20 protein-coding genes are annotated in these 21388 nt (G+C 45.9%); all 20 read left to right on the forward strand.

Annotated features, from left to right (window positions below):
- Window positions 1–18 precede the first annotated feature (18 nt).
- The 20 genes from B0475_RS12820 to B0475_RS12915 all read left to right on the forward strand — a co-directional run bounded on the left by B0475_RS12820 (window position 19) and on the right by B0475_RS12915 (window position 21309).
- Complete coding sequence (locus B0475_RS12820; RefSeq protein ID WP_077412267.1) at window positions 19–375, forward strand: NADH-quinone oxidoreductase subunit A; 357 nt, start codon at window positions 19–21, stop codon at window positions 373–375.
- Window positions 366–878 carry a NuoB/complex I 20 kDa subunit family protein gene (locus B0475_RS12825; RefSeq protein ID WP_077412268.1) on the forward strand — a complete coding sequence of 171 codons (513 nt, stop codon included), beginning with the start codon at window positions 366–368 and terminating at the stop codon, window positions 876–878. The genes B0475_RS12820 and B0475_RS12825 overlap by 10 nt, the downstream gene beginning before the upstream one ends.
- Window positions 875–1588, forward strand: coding sequence for an NADH-quinone oxidoreductase subunit C (locus B0475_RS12830; protein ID WP_077412269.1), 714 nt, complete (start codon window positions 875–877; stop codon window positions 1586–1588). Before B0475_RS12825 ends, B0475_RS12830 begins: the two co-directional genes overlap by 4 nt.
- Window positions 1588–2841: an NADH-quinone oxidoreductase subunit D gene (locus tag B0475_RS12835; RefSeq protein WP_077412270.1), complete on the forward strand. Its 1254-nt coding sequence runs from the start codon at window positions 1588–1590 to the stop codon at window positions 2839–2841. The genes B0475_RS12830 and B0475_RS12835 overlap by 1 nt, the downstream gene beginning before the upstream one ends.
- On the forward strand, window positions 2841–3368 hold the full coding sequence (gene nuoE / locus B0475_RS12840) for an NADH-quinone oxidoreductase subunit NuoE (RefSeq protein WP_077412271.1): 528 nt from the start codon (window positions 2841–2843) through the stop codon (window positions 3366–3368). The genes B0475_RS12835 and nuoE overlap by 1 nt, the downstream gene beginning before the upstream one ends.
- A complete protein-coding gene (gene nuoF, locus B0475_RS12845; RefSeq protein ID WP_077412272.1) occupies window positions 3365–4642 on the forward strand; it encodes an NADH-quinone oxidoreductase subunit NuoF in 1278 nt (425 codons plus the stop codon). Before nuoE ends, nuoF begins: the two co-directional genes overlap by 4 nt.
- Window positions 4639–6972 carry an NADH-quinone oxidoreductase subunit NuoG gene (nuoG, locus tag B0475_RS12850; RefSeq protein WP_077412273.1) on the forward strand — a complete coding sequence of 778 codons (2334 nt, stop codon included), beginning with the start codon at window positions 4639–4641 and terminating at the stop codon, window positions 6970–6972. Before nuoF ends, nuoG begins: the two co-directional genes overlap by 4 nt.
- Window positions 6969–7982 carry an NADH-quinone oxidoreductase subunit NuoH gene (gene nuoH / locus B0475_RS12855; RefSeq protein ID WP_077412274.1) on the forward strand — a complete coding sequence of 338 codons (1014 nt, stop codon included), beginning with the start codon at window positions 6969–6971 and terminating at the stop codon, window positions 7980–7982. Before nuoG ends, nuoH begins: the two co-directional genes overlap by 4 nt.
- 16 nt (window positions 7983–7998) lie before the next feature.
- Window positions 7999–8487: an NADH-quinone oxidoreductase subunit NuoI gene (gene nuoI / locus B0475_RS12860; RefSeq protein ID WP_077412275.1), complete on the forward strand. Its 489-nt coding sequence runs from the start codon at window positions 7999–8001 to the stop codon at window positions 8485–8487.
- On the forward strand, window positions 8484–9113 hold the full coding sequence (locus B0475_RS12865) for an NADH-quinone oxidoreductase subunit J (protein WP_198538263.1): 630 nt from the start codon (window positions 8484–8486) through the stop codon (window positions 9111–9113). Before nuoI ends, B0475_RS12865 begins: the two co-directional genes overlap by 4 nt.
- Window positions 9110–9412 carry an NADH-quinone oxidoreductase subunit NuoK gene (nuoK, locus tag B0475_RS12870; protein ID WP_077412277.1) on the forward strand — a complete coding sequence of 101 codons (303 nt, stop codon included), beginning with the start codon at window positions 9110–9112 and terminating at the stop codon, window positions 9410–9412. The genes B0475_RS12865 and nuoK overlap by 4 nt, the downstream gene beginning before the upstream one ends.
- 3 nt (window positions 9413–9415) lie before the next feature.
- Window positions 9416–11377 (forward strand): NADH-quinone oxidoreductase subunit L, encoded by a 1962-nt coding sequence (gene nuoL / locus B0475_RS12875; RefSeq protein WP_198538264.1) that lies wholly within the window; start codon window positions 9416–9418, stop codon window positions 11375–11377.
- Between the two features lie 11 nt (window positions 11378–11388).
- Window positions 11389–12894: an NADH-quinone oxidoreductase subunit M gene (locus B0475_RS12880; RefSeq protein ID WP_077412278.1), complete on the forward strand. Its 1506-nt coding sequence runs from the start codon at window positions 11389–11391 to the stop codon at window positions 12892–12894.
- Window positions 12895–14340 (forward strand): NADH-quinone oxidoreductase subunit NuoN, encoded by a 1446-nt coding sequence (gene nuoN / locus B0475_RS12885; protein ID WP_077412279.1) that lies wholly within the window; start codon window positions 12895–12897, stop codon window positions 14338–14340.
- Between the two features lies 1 nt (window position 14341).
- A complete protein-coding gene (gene purE, locus B0475_RS12890; RefSeq protein WP_077412280.1) occupies window positions 14342–14839 on the forward strand; it encodes a 5-(carboxyamino)imidazole ribonucleotide mutase in 498 nt (165 codons plus the stop codon).
- A 3-nt stretch (window positions 14840–14842) separates the two neighbouring features.
- Complete coding sequence (locus tag B0475_RS12895) at window positions 14843–15940, forward strand: 5-(carboxyamino)imidazole ribonucleotide synthase (RefSeq protein ID WP_077412281.1); 1098 nt, start codon at window positions 14843–14845, stop codon at window positions 15938–15940.
- Window positions 15941–15970: 30 nt separating this feature from the next.
- The gene (gene hemA, locus B0475_RS12900; RefSeq protein WP_077412282.1) at window positions 15971–17218 is read left to right on the forward strand and encodes a glutamyl-tRNA reductase; all 1248 of its coding nucleotides are present in this window, start codon (window positions 15971–15973) and stop codon (window positions 17216–17218) included.
- A complete protein-coding gene (prfA, locus tag B0475_RS12905; RefSeq protein ID WP_077412361.1) occupies window positions 17208–18284 on the forward strand; it encodes a peptide chain release factor 1 in 1077 nt (358 codons plus the stop codon). Before hemA ends, prfA begins: the two co-directional genes overlap by 11 nt.
- Window positions 18285–18289: 5 nt before the next feature.
- A complete protein-coding gene (locus B0475_RS12910; RefSeq protein ID WP_157892940.1) occupies window positions 18290–19732 on the forward strand; it encodes a tetratricopeptide repeat protein in 1443 nt (480 codons plus the stop codon).
- 146 nt (window positions 19733–19878) lie between these two features.
- Window positions 19879–21309 carry a DUF4407 domain-containing protein gene (locus B0475_RS12915; RefSeq protein ID WP_077412284.1) on the forward strand — a complete coding sequence of 477 codons (1431 nt, stop codon included), beginning with the start codon at window positions 19879–19881 and terminating at the stop codon, window positions 21307–21309.
- The last annotated feature ends 79 nt before the right edge of the window (window positions 21310–21388 follow it).

Here is a 21388-nt window from a genome sequence, read left to right on the forward strand (position 1 = left end):
AAAATAGGGGATGGCTGAATGATAGCACCATACTTTCCAATTTTATTGTTTCTGGCAGTATCTACCGGATTGGGCATTGCGCTCATGTCTCTGGGTTTGCTATTCGGAACCCGCAAAACCACTGATGAAAAAATTTCAGCTTACGAGTGTGGCTTTGAAGCCTTTGATGATGCTCACATGAAATTTGATGTCAGGTTTTATCTGGTGGCCATTCTGTTCATTATCTTTGACCTTGAAATTGCCTTTCTGTTCCCCTGGTCCGTTGTGCTTGAAGAATTAGGCGCTTTTGGGTTGGTTTCTATGTTTATCTTTTTGATGTTGCTGGTGATAGGCTTTATCTATGAGTGGAAAAAAGGAGCGTTGGAATGGGAGTAGTTGATAACATCATTCAACCCGTTGTTGATCAGGGTTTTGAAAACAAAGGGTTTGTGACCACCACTGTTGATGCTTTGCTCAATGGTGCGAGGACTGGTTCGTTATGGCCCATGACCTTCGGTTTGGCCTGTTGTGCTGTAGAAATGATGCAGGCAGGTGCTTCACGGTACGATTTGGACCGCTTTGGGGTGATTTTCAGACCATCGCCCAGACAGTCTGATGTGATGATTGTCGCTGGAACTCTGGTCAATAAAATGGCTCCGGCTTTGCGCAAAGTATATGATCAGATGCCAGAGCCGAAGTACGTGATTTCCATGGGTTCCTGTGCCAACGGTGGCGGTTATTACCATTACTCCTATTCAGTGGTGAGGGGTTGTGACCGTGTGGTGCCGGTGGATATTTATGTGCCAGGTTGTCCGCCCACTGCAGAAGCCTTGATTTACGGTATTTTACAGTTACAAAAGAAAATCAAACGCACCAACACCATTTCCAGAACATCATGAGTAATTACCGATATAAGTTAACCAAAGAGCTGGCAGAGCATTTCACTGATGTTCAGCTGGAGATTGAAGAAAGTGCTCACGGGGTGGTTTGCACGGTGCCGGTTGAGTCCTGGCTGGAAGTTGCCAAGACCTTGCGTGACGCCACGATTTTTCAGTTTGATCAGTGCATGGATGTATGTGGTGTTGATTATTTCACCTATGGTGAAGCCGAGTGGCAGACAGACGGTGTTTCATCAACTGGTTTCAGTCGTGGTGTCAATGCCAAAGGACCTGGACGGTTCTCCTGGCACGAACGACGTCAAGAAGCTATGCCAAAACGCTTTGCAGTGGTGGCTCAGTTGTTGTCTGTGCCGCATAACCGCCGCCTGACAATCAAGTGTTATGCCCCGGACGAGGGAATGTTAATGGTCCCTTCTCTGGTTGATATCTGGCCAGGGGTGAATTGGTTTGAACGCGAAGCTTTTGATTTGTTCGGCATCATATTTAAAGGTCATCCTGATCTTCGTCGAATCCTGACAGACTATGGTTTCATTGGTCATCCGTTCAGAAAAGATTTTCCACTCATTGGTAATGTGGAAGTGGCTTATGACGAAGAAAAAGAACGGGTTGTATATCAACCAGTTAGCATCGAACCCAGGGTCCTGGTGCCGAAAACCATCAGGCGTGATTCACGTTATGTTGAGAGCATGAATGATCAGGAGACTTCCTAATGTCTGAGATTAAAAACTATACAATGAATTTCGGTCCGCAGCATCCGGCAGCACATGGTGTGTTGCGACTCATTCTTGAGTTGGATGGTGAGGTTGTCGAGCACGCTGACCCTCATGTTGGTTTGTTGCACCGTGGTACTGAAAAGCTGGCTGAAAGCAAACCTTACAATCAGTCTATTGGTTACATGGACCGGCTGGATTATGTCTCAATGATGTGTAATGAACATGCTTATGTGCGTGGCATTGAACAGTTGCTGAACATCGAGGCGCCCATCCGTGCTCAATACATCAGAACCATGTTTGATGAGATCACTCGCATCAGAAATCACCTGATGTGGATTGGAACCCATGGCCTGGATCTCGGCGCCATGGCTCTGTTTCTTTATGCATTCCGTGAGCGTGAACATTGTATGGACATGTACGAAGCCGTTTCAGGTGCGCGGATGCATGCGACCTATTACCGGCCTGGTGGTGTTTATCGGGATTTGCCTGAACGCATGCCGCAATATGCCGAGAGTAAATGGACCAAAGGCAAGAACCTGGCTTATGTGAATGAATGGCGTGAAGGTTCACTACTTGATTTCATTGAAGCATTTGCCAATGATTTCACCTCTAAGATTGATGAGTACCGAACCCTGTTGCAAGACAACCGTATATGGAAGCAAAGAACTGTGGGTATCGGTGTGGTTTCTCCAGAACAAGCCAAGGCCTGGGGATTTTCTGGTCCGATGCTCAGAGGCAGTGGTGTGGCTTGGGACTTGAGGAAAAAGCAAACCTATGCGGCCTACGATAAGGTTGATTTTGACATTCCAGTGGGTGTCAATGGTGATTGTTATGACCGTTATCTGGTACGTATGGAAGAAATGGTTCAGTCAACCCGCATCATTAAACAATGTGTAGAGTGGCTGAAACACAATCCGGGTCCGGTGATGGTTGATGAGTTTAAAGTGGCACCACCCAGTCGGGAAATGATGAAAGAAGACATGGAGTCGATGATTCATCACTTTAAACTGTTTACCGAGGGTTATACCGTGCCGGCTGGTGAAGTTTATGCCGCAGTAGAGGCACCCAAGGGTGAGTTTGGTGTGTATCTGATTTCAGATGACTCAAACAAACCTTTCAGAATGAAATTACGCGCCCCGGGCTTTGCTCATTTATCGGCCATGAATGACATGGTCAAAGGTCACATGTTGGCTGATGTGGTGGCAGTAATTGGAACCATGGACATTGTATTTGGGGAGATCGATCGATAATGTATCAAGTCAATCCACAATCAAACGACAAAACCCTGGCCAACGAATTGTTGACAGGGGAAACCAGAGCCCATATTGATGAATGGCTCAGTAAATACCCGCATGATCAACGCCGGTCAGCTGTGATCGGAGCTTTGCATGCAGCGCAGGACCAAAACGGTGGCTGGCTGAGTCAGGAGATCATGCAGGCGGTGGCTCAATACCTGGAGATTCCTCCGGTTTGGGTATATGAAGCTGCTAACTTTTATTCCATGTTTTTCACCAAACCATCCGGGAAAAATAAGGTTGCAATTTGCACCAATATTTCCTGTATGTTACGCGGTTCAGAAAAAGTGGTTAAGTATGCAGAACAAAAACTGGGCATTAAGTTGGGTGAGACCACGCCAGACGGTCAGATCACGCTGGTCAAGGAAGAAGAGTGTGTGGCTGCTTGTACAGGCGCGCCAATGATGATCATCAATGGTCATTACCACGAAAATCTGACTGAAGAAAAAATCGATGAATTACTCGGAGGGCTGAATTCATGACTGAATTGAACGTCTGTCTGAACCCTGATAAGGATCATTCTCTGCAGAATTATCTGCAGAAGGGTGGTTATCAGGCCTGGAAGAAAATATTGGCGGAAAAAACCGATCAGAACGAAATTATTGACACGGTCAAAGCCAGTGCCTTGCGCGGCCGAGGCGGGGCAGGATTCCCAACAGGTCTGAAATGGAGCTTCATGCCCAAAGATGCACCTGGCCAAAAATATGTGTTGTGTAATTCAGATGAATCTGAGCCAGGCACATGTCATGACCGGGACATTTTGAGGTACAACCCTCATGCCGTGATTGAAGGCATGGCCATTGGCGGATATGCCATGGGTGCAACCGTGGGTTACAACTACCTGCGTGGTGAATTCCATCATGAGCCCTTTGAGAATTTTGAAGCGGCATTAAAAGAAGCCTATGACGCTGGTTTACTGGGCCGTAATATTCAAGATTCCGGAGTGGATTTTGATCTGTATGCGGTACACGGTGCCGGTGCTTATATTTGTGGTGAAGAAACCGCATTGATGGAGTCTTTGGAAGGTAAGAAAGGTCAACCCAGGTTCAAGCCGCCATTTCCTGCCAATTTTGGTATTTATGGCAAACCAACCACCATCAACAACACCGAGTCATTTGCCTCAGTACCTGCCATCATGCGCAATGGTGCTGAATGGTTCCTGGAGTTAGGAAAGCCGAACAATGGTGGGGTGAAAATTTTCTCGGTTTCCGGCCATGTCAACAAACCAGGTAACTATGAAATACCGCTGGGTACACCGTTCAAAGATTTGCTGGAATTGGCTGGTGGTGTACTGGATGGTAAGAAACTCAAAGCGGTGATCCCAGGGGGGTCATCCATGAAAGTATTGCCAGCCGAAGTGATGATGGGCATCACCATGGACTTTGACGCCATTGGACAAGCCGGCTCCGGATTGGGTTCCGGTGCAGTGATTGTGATGGCAGAAGGCACCTGTATGGTGGAAGTTTGTCACCGGCTGTCCCGTTTTTACTACATGGAATCATGTGGCCAATGCACCCCTTGCCGTGAAGGAACGGGCTGGATGTACCGCGTATTGACTCGCATCCTTGAAGGCAAAGGCGAAGAGCAGGACATTGAAATGCTGAAACAGGCAGCTGGCCAGATTGAAGGTCATACCATTTGTGCATTTGGTGAAGCAGCAGCCTGGCCAGTCCAGGGCATTTTGAAATATTACTGGGATGAATTTGAATATTTTGTGGAACACAAAAAAGCAATGAATGAGAGGTTTACTTCATGACCGATACCACCAATCAAGTGGCTGACAACACAGTAACCATTGAAATTGATGGTCAGCCTGTGAAAGCCGATAAAGGCAGCATGATCATTGAGGCTGCTGATAAACAGGGCATCAAAATCCCCAGGTTCTGCTACCACAAAAAACTGTCCATTGCCGCCAATTGCCGGATGTGTATGGTGGATGTCGAGAAAGCCCCCAAGCCATTACCTGCATGTGCCACACCCGTGATGGATGGCATGAAGGTTTATACGCAATCGAAAAGAGCCACCGATGCACAGCGAAATGTGATGGAGTTTCTGTTGATCAATCACCCGTTGGATTGTCCAATTTGTGACCAGGGCGGTGAATGTGAATTACAGGATGTGTCCATGGGTTATGGTCGGGATGTATCACGATATGTAGACTCGAAAAGGGTGGTCAAAGATGAGAATCTGGGATCACTGATAGCCACTGACATGACCCGATGTATTTTGTGTACCCGTTGTGTGCGGTTTCTGAATGAAATTGCCGGTACTGATGAGCTGGGTGGAATCGGGCGTGGTGATCGTACCAACATCAGCACGGCTGTGGGCGCTTCGGTTGGTTCAGAAATGTCAGGCAATGTCATTGATTTATGTCCGGTTGGAGCCCTGACCAATAAACCCTTCAGATACAAAGCCCGTGCCTGGGAATTGATGGCCACTTCAGCCATTGCCATGCATGATGGAGTGGGTTCAAACCTGTACTATCACACCAGAAATGGCGATATCTTGAGAACCGTACCTCAGGACAATGAAGCCATCAATGAAGCATGGATTGCTGATCGTGACAGGTATGGAATTCATGGTTTGAAAAATCAGGAAAATCGAGTCACCCAACCCATGATCAAAGAAAATGGTCAATGGCGTGAAGCCAGTTGGGAAGATGCTCTGAATATGCTGGTTAACCAATTCAAAAAGTTTGATGGCGATGAAATTGCACTGTATACCTCCAACTACGCCACCACAGAAGAATATCACCTGTTAAAACAATTGTTTGATCACTTGGGCAGCCATCATCACGAGCACCGCATTCACATGACTGATTTCAGTGAACATGATCGCATGCCACGGGTTGATGTTGCATTGGCTGATGTGGCAGAACAACAGAAAATAGTGATTGTCGGTGGTCATATCCGTCATGAACAGCCCATTTTGAACCACAAAATCAGACAAGCCTGGTTGGCTGGTGCAACAGTGTCTTCATTCGGCCCACAGGCATTTGCTCCAAATTATGACCTGCTACATGACTTTACTGGTAATTCAATCAATTGGGTGAAGCAACTGGCTTCATTGGCAAAAAGTGTGGCTGAAATCAGCCAACAAAAACCAACCGGACAATTGGCTGATTGGGTGATGGAACAAAAAACCGATGAAGACATCAATCACCTGGCCAAACAACTGTTGAAAAAAGACACCTGTGCGTTGTTTGTGATCGGACAGATCAGTGAGCAGCACCCTCAGGCTAACATGATCAAAGCATTGACTGCCTGGCTGGCACAGGTCACTGGTGGCAAAGTCAATGAGCTGTTTACTGGTGCCAATGCAGTGGGTGCACATCAGGCAGGTTTGTTTGCCGATGGTGACATCAAGCAAAAAGAACACCGGTTGAATTTGATTTATCAAGCAGAAATCCAGGATTTTGCGGATCAGGCATCTATAAAAAATTCTTTAACAAACAGTGACTTTTGTGTTGCATTTAATGCATTTTGTGATGATGCGCTCAAAGCGAGGGTTGATCTGATTTTGCCGATTGCTTTACTGCCGGAAGTGACCGGGAGTATGACCAACAATTATGCACAGCGACAAGTCACTATGGTGGCTCAACGATCGCCTGGTGAAACCAAACCTGGTTGGCGGGTACTTAGGGTACTGGGTAATTTGATGGGTTTTGATGGCTTTGATTATGAAGACATTAACGATGTGATGTCCAAAACTGAGCGGTACCAGGCTGAACCTGCCATCATCCATCAGGATTGCAAAGTGCTACAACCAGCGGTCAAAGGCCTTGCGTTATATCCTCATCAGGGGATTTATGACGGTGATCAACTGGTTCGCAGGTCACAGCCATTACAAGATTCGGTATTGGCTACCAGTGACACGGTTTGTGTCAACCCCAGTGATTTATTATCAATTGGCTTTAACGAAGGTGATTTGGTTTCGGTTGAGCAGGGCGGTCGTTATGCTGAACTCACCCTGTCTGTATCGGATCAGGTGCCTGAAGGTTCTGCCGTGGTGAACATGGGGAGAAGCAGCAGTCTTAATATCGATGCGGGAGACCTGAGTGTAGGCATCATAGGAGCACAATCATGATGGAATTATTGGAATTTCTGATATTTGATAATCTGATTTACATTCTGGCTATTGTGCTTGGGGTGATCCTTACGGTGGCATATCTGACGTATTTTGAGCGGAAAGTGATCGCTTTTATGCACGTCAGAATGGGGCCCAACCGGGTAGGCCCCAGAGGTTTGTTGCAGCCTTTCGCCGATGTGTTGAAGTTATTAACCAAAGAAATCATTTTCCCTAAAAATGCCAACAAATTCCTGTTTTTGATTGCGCCAATCATTACCCTGGCAACTGCGTTTGCTGCCTGGGCTGTGGTGCCATTCGCCGATGGAATGGTGTTGGCTGACATCAATGCCGGTCTGGTTTATGTGCTGGCCATGACTTCGCTGGGTGTTTATGGGGTGATCATTGCAGGTTGGGCATCGAATTCTAAATATGCCTTATTGGGAGCCTTGCGTTCGGCAGCACAAATCGTTTCTTATGAAATTGCCATGGGATTTGCTTTGGTCGGGGTATTGGTTGCTGCAGGCAGTCTGAACCTGTCAGAAATTGTTCGTGGACAAGAGGGTGGTTTGGTTCACTGGTACATCTGGCCACTATTGCCTTTGTTTTTGATTTACTATATTTCCGGTGTGGCAGAGACGAACCGGGCTCCATTTGACGTGGCAGAAGGTGAATCTGAAATTGTGGCTGGCTTCCATGTGGAATACTCCGGGGCTGCTTTTGCACTGTTTTTCCTGGGTGAATATGCCAATATGATCATCATTTCTGCGCTCACCGCATTGATGTTTCTGGGTGGCTGGTATTCACCATTCACCGGTGACAGCTGGATTGCTCAACCGAGTATTTTCTGGTTCCTGGGTAAAACCTCAATTTTTCTGTATGCATATTTCTGGTTAAGGGCTTCACTGCCTCGCTATCGTTATGACCAAATCATGCGTTTGGGCTGGAAAGTCTTTATCCCCATTACCATTGTGTGGATCTTTGTGGTCGCTGTGATGAAAGTCTATCACGTGGGCCCCTGGTGGAACTGATTGTTAGAGAAATAGAATGACTAAAATAGTTAGGTATTTAAAAAGTTTAACGTTGAATGAAATCCGCAAGGGTTTGATGCTGACACAAAAGTACTTTTTTAAGCGAAAGTTTACGGTCAGATACCCTGAAGAAAAAACGCCAAAGTCACCCAGGTTTCGTGGTTTACATGCATTGCGTCGTTATCCCAATGGAGAAGAACGTTGCATTGCCTGTAAATTATGTGAGGCGGTGTGTCCAGCAGCAGCGATTACCATTGACTCGGATGTTCGGGAAGATGGATCAAGAAGAACTACCAAATATGAAATCGATTTATTCAAATGTATTTATTGTGGGTTTTGTGAAGAATCCTGTCCGGTGGATTCCATAGTAGAGACCGACATTCATGAATACCATTTTGAATCCATGGGTAAGAATGTCATGACCAAAGAGCAATTATTGGCTGTGGGTGACATGTATGAAGAGCAGATTGCTAAAACCAAACAAGAAGATGCGAAATACCGATGATGAGTCCTGAATTATTCCAGCAGATAATCTTTTATGTGTTTGCCACATTCACAGTTGGCTCTGCCATGGCTGTGGTCAGTGTAAAAAACACCATTTACTCTGCTTTGTTTTTGGTGCTGTGTTTTTTCAACACAGCGGTCCTTTGGTTGCTGATTGAAGCCGAGTTTCTGGCGATCACCCTGGTATTGGTTTATGTGGGCGCAGTGATGGTGCTGTTCCTGTTTGTGGTGATGATGTTGGATGTTAAGCAAGCCAAAGCCTCACAGTTGAAACAGTCCTATACCAAGGCGGCTTTATTGATTGCTGCTGCCATGTTGGTGGAATTACTGATGTTGTTTGGTTACAAGCTGAGCGGACAGATTCCTACCAATGAGCTGATCAGACAAGAGCAGGGATACAGTAACGTTGCTGAAGTCGGTATGGAACTGTTCACCAAATATGTATATCCGTTTGAAATCGCGGCAGTGATTTTGCTGGTGGCCATTGTGGCAGCAATCATGCTGACCATGAGAAAACGTCCCGGCAATAAACAAATGGATGCCAGTAAGCAAATCAACATTAACCCGTCTGAACGCATTCGGGTGGTTTCTATGAAAGCAGAGAAAGGCCAGGGAGAAGACTCATGAGTTTACAACATTACCTGATTGTTTCCAGCATGCTGTTTGTCATCAGTATGGCAGGCATATTTGTTAACCGGCGCAATGTGCTGGTGGTGCTGATGTCTATTGAGCTGATGCTGTTGGCAGTGAACACCAACCTGATTGCATTCTCCAAATACCTGGATGATGTGCAAGGTCAGGTGTTTGTGTTTTTCATTCTGACGGTGGCGGCTGCTGAAGCAGCCATTGGTCTGGCCATTCTGGTGGTGTTGTTCCGCAACAAGAAAACACTGGAAGTCAAAGAAATTAATGAGCTGGAAGGATAAGTCATGGACATGAAAACAACATTAATGGTCATTGCTTTTGCGCCTTTGGCGGCAGCGGCCATCGCTGGCTTATTTGGTAGACGGATCGGCCGGATTGGAGCTCACACGATCACCATCGGTGCCGTGGGTTTATCCTGTGTCCTGTCCATCAGGGTGCTGATGCAGTTCATCAATGGTGAAGCCACAACCTTCAATGAAAACCTGTATACCTGGATGGTAACCGGGGATTTGTCAATGCACGTTGGTTTTATGGTGGATTCACTCACTGCCATCATGATGAGCGTGGTGACCTTTGTGTCTTTGATGGTGCACATATATACCATTGGATACATGAGTGATGATCCTGGTTATCAGCGCTTTTTCAGCTACATTTCATTGTTTACTTTCGCCATGTTGATGCTGGTGATGGCCAACAACTTCATGCAATTGTTTTTCGGCTGGGAAGCCGTGGGATTGGTTTCTTATCTGTTGATTGGTTTTTGGTATAAAAAAGAAACTGCCATTTTCGCCAATATGAAAGCTTTCCTGGTTAACCGCGTGGGTGACTTTGGATTTCTGTTGGGTATTGGTGCTGTACTGATGACCTTTGGTAGCCTGGACTATGTCGAAGTCTTTAATCAGGCACCAGCCATGGCCGATGAAACCATTTCAGTTTTTGGTGACAGTCAGTGGTCAATGATGACATTCATTTGTATCGCTTTATTCATTGGAGCCATGGGTAAATCGGCCCAGGCGCCTTTGCATGTCTGGTTACCAGATTCAATGGAAGGGCCGACACCAATTTCTGCATTGATACACGCTGCCACCATGGTAACAGCTGGTATCTTTATGGTAACCCGCATGTCACCATTGTTTGAAATGTCTGATGTGGCACTGAGTTTTGTCATGCTGGTGGGCGCGTTTACTGCCTTCTTTATGGGTTTGATTGGTATTGTGCAAAATGACATCAAACGCGTGATTGCATATTCTACGTTATCTCAATTGGGCTACATGACTGTGGCACTGGGTGTTTCGGCTTATTCAGCGGCGATTTTCCATCTGATGACTCATGCTTTCTTTAAAGCATTGTTGTTCCTTGGTGCGGGCTCAGTGATCATCGCCATGCATCACAAACAAGACATGCAGGAAATGGGTGGTCTGAAAAAATACATGCCCATAACCTTTATCACCGCCTGGGTTGGTACGCTGGCATTGGTTGGGTTCCCTGGTTTATCCGGGTATTTCTCTAAAGATGCCATCATTGTATCCACTGGTTTATCAGACCGGTGGGGCTCCGATGTGGCTTACATCGCAGTGCTGTTAGGCGTATTTGTCACTTCATTGTATAGCTTCAGGCTACTATACCTGACTTTCCATGGTAAAGAACGCATGGATAACCACACCAAAGAGCATCTGCATGAATCGCCATGGGTAGTCACCATGCCATTGATCTTGTTGGCCATTCCTTCTGTGGTGATCGGTTGGTTAACCATTGAACCACTGTTGTTTGGCGGTTTCATGTCCGATGCCATTCAGGTGGCACCAACCAATGATGTGGTCAAAGAAATCGGACTCTATCATTTTGACAGTCCTGCCGGATTTGCACTGCATGGATTTGTCACATTACCGTTTTACCTGATGTTGGCCGGATTTGCTGTGGCCACTTACATCTACATGAAACACCGGGCATTGGCCGGCAAACTCAAGAAACGATTTGCACCCATTCACCGCATCCTGGATAACAAATACGGCTTTGATGCTTTTAACCAAAAAGTATTCGCCAATGGCAGTGTCAAGTTGGGCGAAGCCCTTTGGAAATGGTCAGATTCCAAGTTCATTGATGGTCTGATCGTTAATGGCAGTGCCAAAGTTGTGAATGGTTTTTCTAAACTGATCCGACCATTACAGTCCGGATACGTGTTCCACTATGCTCTCGTCATGGTGGTCAGCGTCATCGTTTTCATTGGTCTTTATGTATTTAAATAGGCAGTTATCATATGTTTGAAGGTTCAATATTAAGTGTGCTCATTTGGCTGCCGATATTAGGCGGTTTGGCCATATTGCCGATGGGCAATGGAAGAGCAGGTATGGTGAAAGTGGTGGCCTTACTGGTTTCCTTACTGACCCTGATCATCAGTTTGCCTTTATGGACTCAGTTTGATCCATCTACGGCAGATTTACAGTATGTTGAAAAAGTGCTGTGGGTCGATGCTTTTCAGATCTATTACCACCTGGGGATCGATGGTATTGCTTTGCCTCTGGTGATCCTGACCACATTCATCACCGTGCTGATTGTGCTTTCCGCATGGCAGGTCATTAAAGAAAACGTCCATCAATACATGGCGGCGTTCCTGATTCTGGAAGGTATGATGATCGGCGTATTCACAGCGCAGGATGCGTTGCTGTTTTATATTTTCTTTGAAGCCATGTTGATTCCGATGTTTGTCATCATCGGTATTTGGGGTGGTCCTAATCGGGTTTATGCAACCATCAAATTTTTCTTGTACACCTTCCTTGGTTCGGTATTCATGCTGATTGGTTTGATTTATTTATACAATAAATCCGGCAGCTGGAACCTGACTGATCTGGCATTACAACCGTTGACATTACAGGAGCAAAGCTGGTTGTTCTTTGCGTTCCTGGCAGCTTTCGCAGTGAAAATCCCCATGTTTCCGGTACACACCTGGTTGCCTGATGCCCACGTGGAGGCACCCACAGGTGGTTCTGTGGTCCTGGCAGCCATTATGCTGAAGATCGGTGGTTACGGGTTTCTGCGTTTTTCACTACCAATCACCCCGGATGCCAGTGGTGAATTCACCTGGTTACTGATCACGCTTTCACTGATTGCCGTGGTCTACATTGGACTGGTTGCGATGGTTCAAAAAGACATGAAAAAATTGATCGCATACTCTTCAATTTCACACATGGGTTTTGTCACACTGGGTTTGTTCCTGGTGTTCATGCTGATGAAAAATGGTGGCAACAGCCAAATGGCCATTGAAGGTGCGATGGTGCAAATGATTTCCCACGGATTTATTTCGGCCGCCATGTTTCTGTGTGTGGGAGTGCTTTATGACCGGTTACATTCAAGAATGATCAAAGATTATGGTGGGGTGGTCAATACCATGCCATGGTTTGGTGCGTTCTTCGTGTTTTTTGCCATGGCCAATTCAGGTTTGCCGGGCACCTCCGGCTTTGTCGGCGAATTTATGGTAATTCTGGCCAGTTTTCAAGCCAGTTTCTGGATCGCTTTCCTGGCCGCCATTACCTTGATTGTGGGCGCAGCTTACTCATTGTGGATGGTTAAACGGGTGATATTTGGCAACATCACCAATGATTCTGTGGCGTCATTGAAAGATGTTACTGCCAGAGAGTTTTTCATTTTGGCCGTTTTGGCTGTGATGGTTTTACTTGTGGGCGTTTGGCCTGAGCCGTTGATTGAAGTGATGAGCGCTTCAGTTCGACAAGTTATTGAATATGTTTCAGTCAGTAAGGTGATATAAATGTTTGGTTGGTCAGAATTAATTCCCGCATTACCGGAAATCCTGGTACTCAGTATGGCCTGTGTGGTCCTCATGGCTGGGTTGTTTACGGACAAAAACAAAGGTGGTTTTCTGGTGTTCCTGTCAGCCATCACCATGGTGTTTGCCATCATCCTGACGGTGAAAGACCATGTGGCTACCGCTGAATTCAGTCAAGAACTGTTGTTCAACGACACCTTCATTCGTGATGGTTTTGGTGATATGCTGAAAATTGTTGTTTACCTGTTGATGATTGGTGTGTTCTTTTATGCCAAACAATACCTCAGACAACAAAATAACATGAAAGGTGAATACTTCGCCTTGTTGTTATTTGCCACCTTGGGAATCATGGTTATGATTTCCGGTTATAACTTCATTGCTTTGTACCTTGGCCTTGAATTGCTGGCTTTGTGTTCTTATGCACTGGTGGCCTATAACCGAAATGACATACATGGCAACGAAGCCGCTATGAAGTATTTCATCCTTGGTGCCTTGGCATCGGGCATGTTGCTGTATGGCATGTCACTGATATATGGAGCCGTAGGCACCTTGCAAATCAATGAAATTTCACAAGCCATCGCTGGTCAGGACAATGACATGTTTCTGATTGTAGGGCTGATTTTTGTGATTGTGGGCATCGCTTTTAAACTGGGTGCGGCCCCTTTTCACATGTGGGTTCCTGATGTTTACGAAGGCGCGCCAACTGCAACCACCTTATTTATCGCCTCAGCACCCAAGATTGCGGCCTTTGCCCTGGCGGTCAGAATCCTTGGGCAAAGTCTGGATGTATTGGCCATTCACTGGCAGTCCATGTTAGCCACGCTGGCCATTGTTTCCATTGTGGTGGGTAATATTTTTGCCTTGCAACAAACCAATCTGAAGCGGCTGTTTGCCTATTCAACTATTTCGCACATTGGTTTCATGCTGTTGGGATTGGTTGGTGGACCTGACGGTGTGGCTGCAGCAATGTTCTATATCATTGTGTATACCATCATGGCCATTGGTGGTTTTGGTATGATCGTATTGCTTTCCAGCAAAGGGTTTGAAGCTGATAAAATCAGTGATTTCAAAGGCTTGAATCAACGCAATGGCTGGTATGCCTTCATGATGTTATTGTTGGTAGGTTCTATGGCCGGTTTTCCTCCATTGATCGGGTTCTTCTCAAAATTGTATGTGCTCAAAGCAGTGGTTGATCAAGGCTTTATCTACCTGGCAGTCATCGCGGTTATCTTTGCTGTGATCGGTGCTTTCTATTACCTCAGAATCATCAAAGTGATGTACTTTGAAGAGTCTGATACTGACCAGGCCATTGACATTGGTTTTGATGTCAAGACGGTGCTTAGCATCAATGCCCTGGCCCAATTAGGCTTGTTGGTCATTCTGCCGGCGCTGTTCTCTTACTGCATCATGGTTACCAAAACACTGTGACATGAGTGACTCATTACCACAGGTAGGTCTGATCATGGGCTCCAGCTCAGATTGGGAGACCATGCAACATTGTGCCGGTTTATTAACAACACTCGGCGTGGCTTTTGAGCAGGAAGTGGTTTCCGCTCACCGCACCCCAGATAAAATGTTCAGGTATGCTGAACAGGCTGCCGATCGTGGCCTTCAGGTTATCATAGCAGCGGCCGGTGGAGCTGCACATTTACCGGGTATGGTAGCGGCCAAAACACAACTGCCGGTGATTGGAGTACCTATCCAGTCCAAAGCATTGAGTGGCATGGACTCCTTATTATCAATTGCTCAAATGCCAGCAGGTATTCCGGTGTTGACCATGAGCATTGGTTTGTCAGGAGCCAAAAATGCAGCCTTGTCAGCTGCGTCCATTCTGGCACTGCAAGATGATCAGGTGGCTGATGCTTTGCGTCAATTCCGGCTCAATCAAACTGATCAAGTATTGAATAACCCGGATCCGGCTGGCTGAATAATGAGTGCTGTCATTGGCATACTTGGAGGCGGACAATTGGCCAGAATGATGGCCCTTGCTGGCTATCCACTTGGTTTTGAATTTGTGTTTTTTGACCCTGAGCCTACGGCCTGTGCCGGCCAGGTTGGTGAATTGATGACAGCTGAGTACCACAATGAATTGGCACTTGAAGAATTTTGCCAAAAAGTCGATGTGGTGACCCTTGATTTTGAAAACGTTCCAGTAGAAACCCTGCGTTTTGTACAAAAGAAGAAACCGGTTTTTCCCAGTCCTGAGGTTTTGGAAATCGCTCAGGACAGACTGATGGAAAAGCAATTCTGTCATTCAGTTGGGGTTCCCACCACGCAGTTTGAACCCATCAACAGCCTTTCGGAACTGAAGTTTGCGGCTAAAAAATTTGATTATGATGCCATTCTGAAAACCCGGCGCATGGGTTACGATGGCAAGGGTCAATACCGCATCAGTGCACCAACTGACATCAACCAGATTCCTGATGAATTGTTTGCCCAAGACCTCATTCTGGAAAAACGCATTGCATTCAACCGTGAAGTATCGGTGATTGTGGCGCGTAATGGATTGGGTGATATAACCACCTGGCCATTGTGTGAGAACAAACACAAAGAAGGCATCCTCACCACCACCATAGTACCTGCCAAACATTCAGAGCTTGATGAACTGACTGTTGCTTGTGCAAAGAAGATGGCTGAAACTCTCAAATATGTGGGTGTCATGGTGGTTGAGTTTTTCCAAACGGGTGATGAAGTTTTTGTCAACGAAATGGCACCAAGGGTACATAACTCAGGTCACTGGAGCATTGAAGGAGCTGATACCTCACAATTTGAAAATCACTTGCGGGCTGGTTTAAATTTACCACTTGGTTCTACTGAAATGGATGGAATGGCGGCTATGCTCAATTGGATCGGCGCATTCCCTGATCATATCCTCAGCATCAATACGCCCAAATTATACTGGCATGTTTATGGTAAAGAGCCACGGCCGGGCAGAAAAATTGGTCATTCAACCTTGTTGGCCCCAACTGCGCAGGAGTTGCATGATAAAATTGTCAATCTAGTTAAAGAGTTAGGCGTTCAGCTATAGTCGCTTCGGCGTCGTGCAAAAACACAAACCATGGCCATATGTTTGCTTGGAATCAATCACAAGACTGCTGATGTTAACATCAGGGAACAGTTCACGGTGGCTGAAACCGATTACGCTGAGCACCTCAATCACCTTTGTCATCACCCCGAAATCGATTCTGCCGCGATTCTGAGTACCTGTAACCGCACAGAGTATTATTTTTCTACGCCTTCTGTCAGTCGGTTGCTCAATGCCCTTGATGACATCCTTGAATTCAATCATCAGGCAGATTATGTTTATTTAAAAACAGATCAGCAGTGTGCGGCCCACTTGTTTTCTGTTTCTGCAGGTATGGACTCACTGGTATTGGGTGAAACACAGATACAAGGACAGGTGAAAAGGGCTTTCGATGAAGCAAAAAAGTGCAATATAAACAGTGAGTTAAATAAACTATTTCAACTGGCTTTTAAAACGGCAAAAATGGTTCGTTCGGAAACAGAAATTGGCAGAAACCCTGTTTCAGTGGCGCATTGCGCTGTTCAGTTGGGAAGACAGATATTTGGCTCGCTTGATGAACAAAACATACTCATTGTGGGTGCCGGTGAAACCGCTGAATTGTTGATCAGATACCTGATCAATCATCAGGCCACGCATATTACGGTCAGTAATCGTTCTGTTGAACGGGCACAAAAACTGGCAGGCCATTTTTCTGCCAATACCTTACCACTTGATCGTTTACCGCATAACCTGGCCGATTTTGACTTGATTTTTACAGCCACTGCAAGCCCTGTCATCCTGGTTAATCATCAAGCCGTTAACAACGCTTTACAGCTGAGAAAGTTCAAGCCCATGGTTTTGATTGACCTGTCTGTTCCCAGAGACATTGATGAAAAGATTAAAAACCTCGATGACGCTTTTCTGTATACGGTGGATGACCTGGAGGCTGTGATCACCAAAAATATGCACCGCCGGCAAAGCACATTGGAAGAAGCCAGGCGAATCATTGATGCGGAAGCAGCGTTATTGAATCAATGGTTGCAGTCCAGAAAACACCATGATTTATTGAAACAATACCAGCAAAAAGTTGCCGGCCTGAAAAAACAGGTATTGACCAACAATGGAGCTGAAAAACTACCGGATGATTGGCAGGAAAAAATCAATACGGTGGCTCATCAACTCAGTCAAAAAATGGCCCATGTCAACATGGTGGCGATGAAAAAAGTCATTGACTCAGGTAATCAGGAACACATCGACCTGATTGCTGATTTGTTTGACCTGGATGGCAGTCATGAAATCTGAAATTGCCAGAAAGCTTGAATTGGCCGAAGAGCGTTATGAAGAACTGGCTTTATTGATGTCTGATCCTGAGGTGATGTCCTCGACCGACCGGTTTCGTGACCTGGCCAGAGAATATGCGCAAATTGAACCGTTGGTACTCAATTATCGCGCCTATCAGCAAGCCAGCCAGGACCGTGCTGATGCCTTGGACATGATGCAGGATGATGAATTAAAAGACCTGGCAAGGGAAAGTCTCAATGAGAGTGAATTGCAATTAGAAAAGCTTGATCAGGAGCTCAGTATACTGTTGCTACCCAAAGACCCCAATGACAATAAAAACATCTACCTGGAGATACGTGCCGGTACCGGTGGTGATGAAGCGGCCATCTTTGCTGGTGATTTATTCAGGATGTACAGTCGCTATGCAGAAAAGCAAGGCTGGAAAATCAGTGTCATCAGCGTTAATGAAGGCGATCATGGTGGATACAAAGAAATCATCGCCCTGGTTGATGGAGCGGGAGCCTACTCAAAATTTAAATTTGAATCCGGCACACACCGGGTTCAGCGGGTTCCGGAAACCGAGTCTCAGGGTAGGGTGCATACGTCGGCTTGTACCGTAGCGGTTTTGCCTGAAGTTGACAGTGTAGACAGCATCAACATCAACCCGGCGGATTTGCGGGTTGATACCTTTCGCTCATCTGGCGCAGGGGGGCAACACGTCAACACCACTGATTCAGCGGTCAGAATCACTCATTTGCCGACCAATACAGTGGTGGAATGTCAGGATGAGAGGTCACAGCACAAAAACAAAGCCAAGGCGATGTCCCTGTTGTCAGCGAGAATCCTTGATGCGGAACAAGCCAAGGTCAAAGCAGAACAATCGGCATCCCGTAAACTTCAGGTAGGCAGTGGAGATCGTTCGCAAAGAATCAGAACTTATAATTATTCTCAGGGTCGAATCAGTGATCACAGGATCAACTTGACAATCTATAAATTGAATGAAATCATAGATGGTGACCTGGATCTGGTGATAGAGCCACTCATACAACAAAACCAGGCCGATTTGCTGACCCAATTAAACCAATGATACCCATGAACCTGAAATTCAAAAACATAGCCTCAATTGTGCTGTTAACCATGATGTTGACCGCATGCCAAAAACAACAACAAATTAATCAGGAAGACCCGGCCCAGTCCTTTCTCGATTGGACTCATTTGCAACAAATCACTTTGGAACAATTGAAGGCGCAACAATATGGTACTGCCGTTGATCAGATCAGGCAAATGATGATCCTGGCAGGAACAGAGCATGACCGCTGGGAGTACATCCGTATGGCATTGGTGAGTATGCCAGATGATTTGGCATCGCCATTGATTGAAGAAGCCCTGCAAATGCGATTTGTCAGGCGGGATGCTGAGCAATTGTTTGGGTTCAGCAGGGTGAATACCCAATTGAAAAAACACCCACAAGCCCTGGAACTGATCAATCAAGCCATAGGTATAGAAAAAAAAGAACGTTTTGTTTACTGGCGTGCACGGTTATATTTGCTGCTGGAAAACGAGCAATTGGCCAGTGAAGATTACCAATGGCTGCTGAGCAAGGATCCTCGCAATGATGATTATATTGGTCAATATGCTACCTTGCTAAATTACTTAAATAAAAGCGATGAAGCCATTGAATTACTTGAAAATAATATTGAATCACCTGGCTTGCTGTACCGAAAAATAGTGTTGTTGCTGCAAAACGGCAATGAGCAACAGGCAGCTGAAGACTATGCCCAATTGGCTGCCTTGACCCAAACCCATGAACTGACAGAAACACAGATGTTGGAAATGGGTGAGCTGGCCATGTGGATGGAAGCCTATGATGACAGCATCAGGCTGTTGTCTCAGGTAAGCTCGGGAGAGTTACTTGCCGAATCCCGCTTGCTATTGGGTCGGGTTTACATGCAGCAGGGCAATGATGACCGTGCTGCTGTGGTGTTCCGTCAAGTGCAGAATGGCCCTGAACAACATGCCATTCCGGCTTATCAGTTTGAAATAGAATTGAACCGCAGGCAAGCACGCTATGATGATGCCCTGATGTTGGTTAACCGGGCACTGAAGTTGTTTCCTGAGCAAGCTGATTTATTGTACAGCCGGGCCATGTTGTATGAGCAACAAGATCGATTGGCTGATGTTGAACGTGACTTACGCGCCATCATCAGCAACAATCCAGATCACGCGGACGCATTGAATGCATTGGGATACACCTGGGCAGAGCGAGGCATCAATCTTGAAGAAGCCTATGAATACATCATGCAGGCCTATGAATTGAATCCAGAGAGCAAAGCCATTCAGGATTCAGTAGGATGGATTTACTATCAAAAGGGTGAATTATCGCAAGCAGAGAAATACTTGCGTATGGCCATCAAAGACAACCTTCAGGACGAGGAAACCTACCAGCATCTGGTCATTGTCCTCAAGGCATTGGGAAAACATGACGAGGCCAGTGAATTAGAACTCCTCAAACAGGAACTGTTTCCAGAGTCTTGAGTTGCTCTTTAAAAATATGCTAAATTTGTAGCAATTGAACTGAACTTATTCAACAATACGAAGTCACAAATCTAAATCCATGGCAACCGGATAATTTGTGAAGTCCTTAACAAAGACTTCTGTACATTAAAAAAAGAGGTCTGTATATGAGTAGAAATGAATCTGTCAGTGAGTCTGTTTGGTTCAGAATATGCGCTTTCCTGTCACTGACTGATACCGATGTGTTGGCCGAGAGTGGTCGCTATGACCGTATGTTGGCATATGCCATGGTGTTCAGACAACTGGTGACATTCGCCTTCACCTTCCTGCTGTTCTCCTATGGTGTGTCGATTTTCCTCAATCCCACTGCAGCATACACCATTGGCTTTGTCTTTGCGCTGACTTTATTCTTTCTCGATCAGGCCATCATTGGTTCGGATTGGGCGTTGCGAAATCCGTTTAAGCAAGGACTGCCGATCAGGCAATTGTTTGGCCTGATTCCCAGGTTAATTTACTCATTGATCATTGCCATTGGTCTGGCTACCCTGGCCGAAATCAGTTTGCAAGCCAATGCCATCGACGAACAAATTCAAAAAGATGTGGCTTCAAATAACCAGGAGTACTTTGCCAGGATGGCGGACTACGAAACTGAATTAGATACAACCGTGAACGCCACGGAAAATAAACTGGCTCAATTGCAACAGGAAGTGTTGCAGTTGCGTACCACCCAGGAACAAATTCGCAACACTGATGAGTCTTATGATGAGGATACAGTGGGTAACAGCATTGATAACTATCAGGTGACCCTGGAAGAATTGCAAAGGGATCAGAAGAACACCATAAACACCATTTCGCAACTCAATGAGCGCCTGACCCAAACCAGAAGTGACTATCAATTTTGGTTCAATGAAGCCATTCTGGAGCGTACCGGGCAAGATGGCAGGCCCCCGACAGAGGGCCCCAAATACGACAGAGCGGTTAAAACATATACCCAGCTGGCTGAATTGATACCGGTCATTGAAGCGGAAATCGATGACACCAAGTCCAGATTGCAATCCATCGAAGCCAATATTCTTGCCACCACTGAAACCCTGAATGACTATCAACTGAAAAGTAACACCCTGAGTGAGAAAGCCACCACGCTGACCATCAATGATGAACGATTGGATCAGTTAAATGCAGACGTGCAACAACAGCAATTGTTGCTGACTGAACAAATTGAAGACAAGCAGGATAAGCTATTGGCTTACCGCACTAAGCTGATCAATGATGGCTTGTTTTATGAACAAAAAACCGGCATGCTGGTGCGCTATCTGGCATTGAATAAAATTCATGCTGATCCTGAGTTGGGTGAAGCAGCGGTGTTGTTCAGCTGGATGCTGAAAATATTCTTTATCGCCATTGAGCTGATGCCGGTTATCATCAAATTGTTCTTCAGTCCTTTCAGTTTTTACTCCCTGAAAATGTATCGCAAAATGCATGTGGCATTACTCAAAGAACAGGCTTTGCTGGATCAGGCCACGGCAGAGTTCCACCAACAAAAACAAGATCAGCAACGAGTTGAACCTGCCTTGCCAACAGTGACCCAGTCTATTTGATTGAACTGATTGGTTTTCCCCAAACAATGCCCCTACCAGTTAGGGGTATTGACACTTTCCGTGACGAGTGGTTTCTTTC

Source organism: Marinicella sediminis (assembly GCF_002000055.1).
Lineage (GTDB): Bacteria > Pseudomonadota > Gammaproteobacteria > Xanthomonadales > Marinicellaceae > Marinicella > Marinicella sediminis.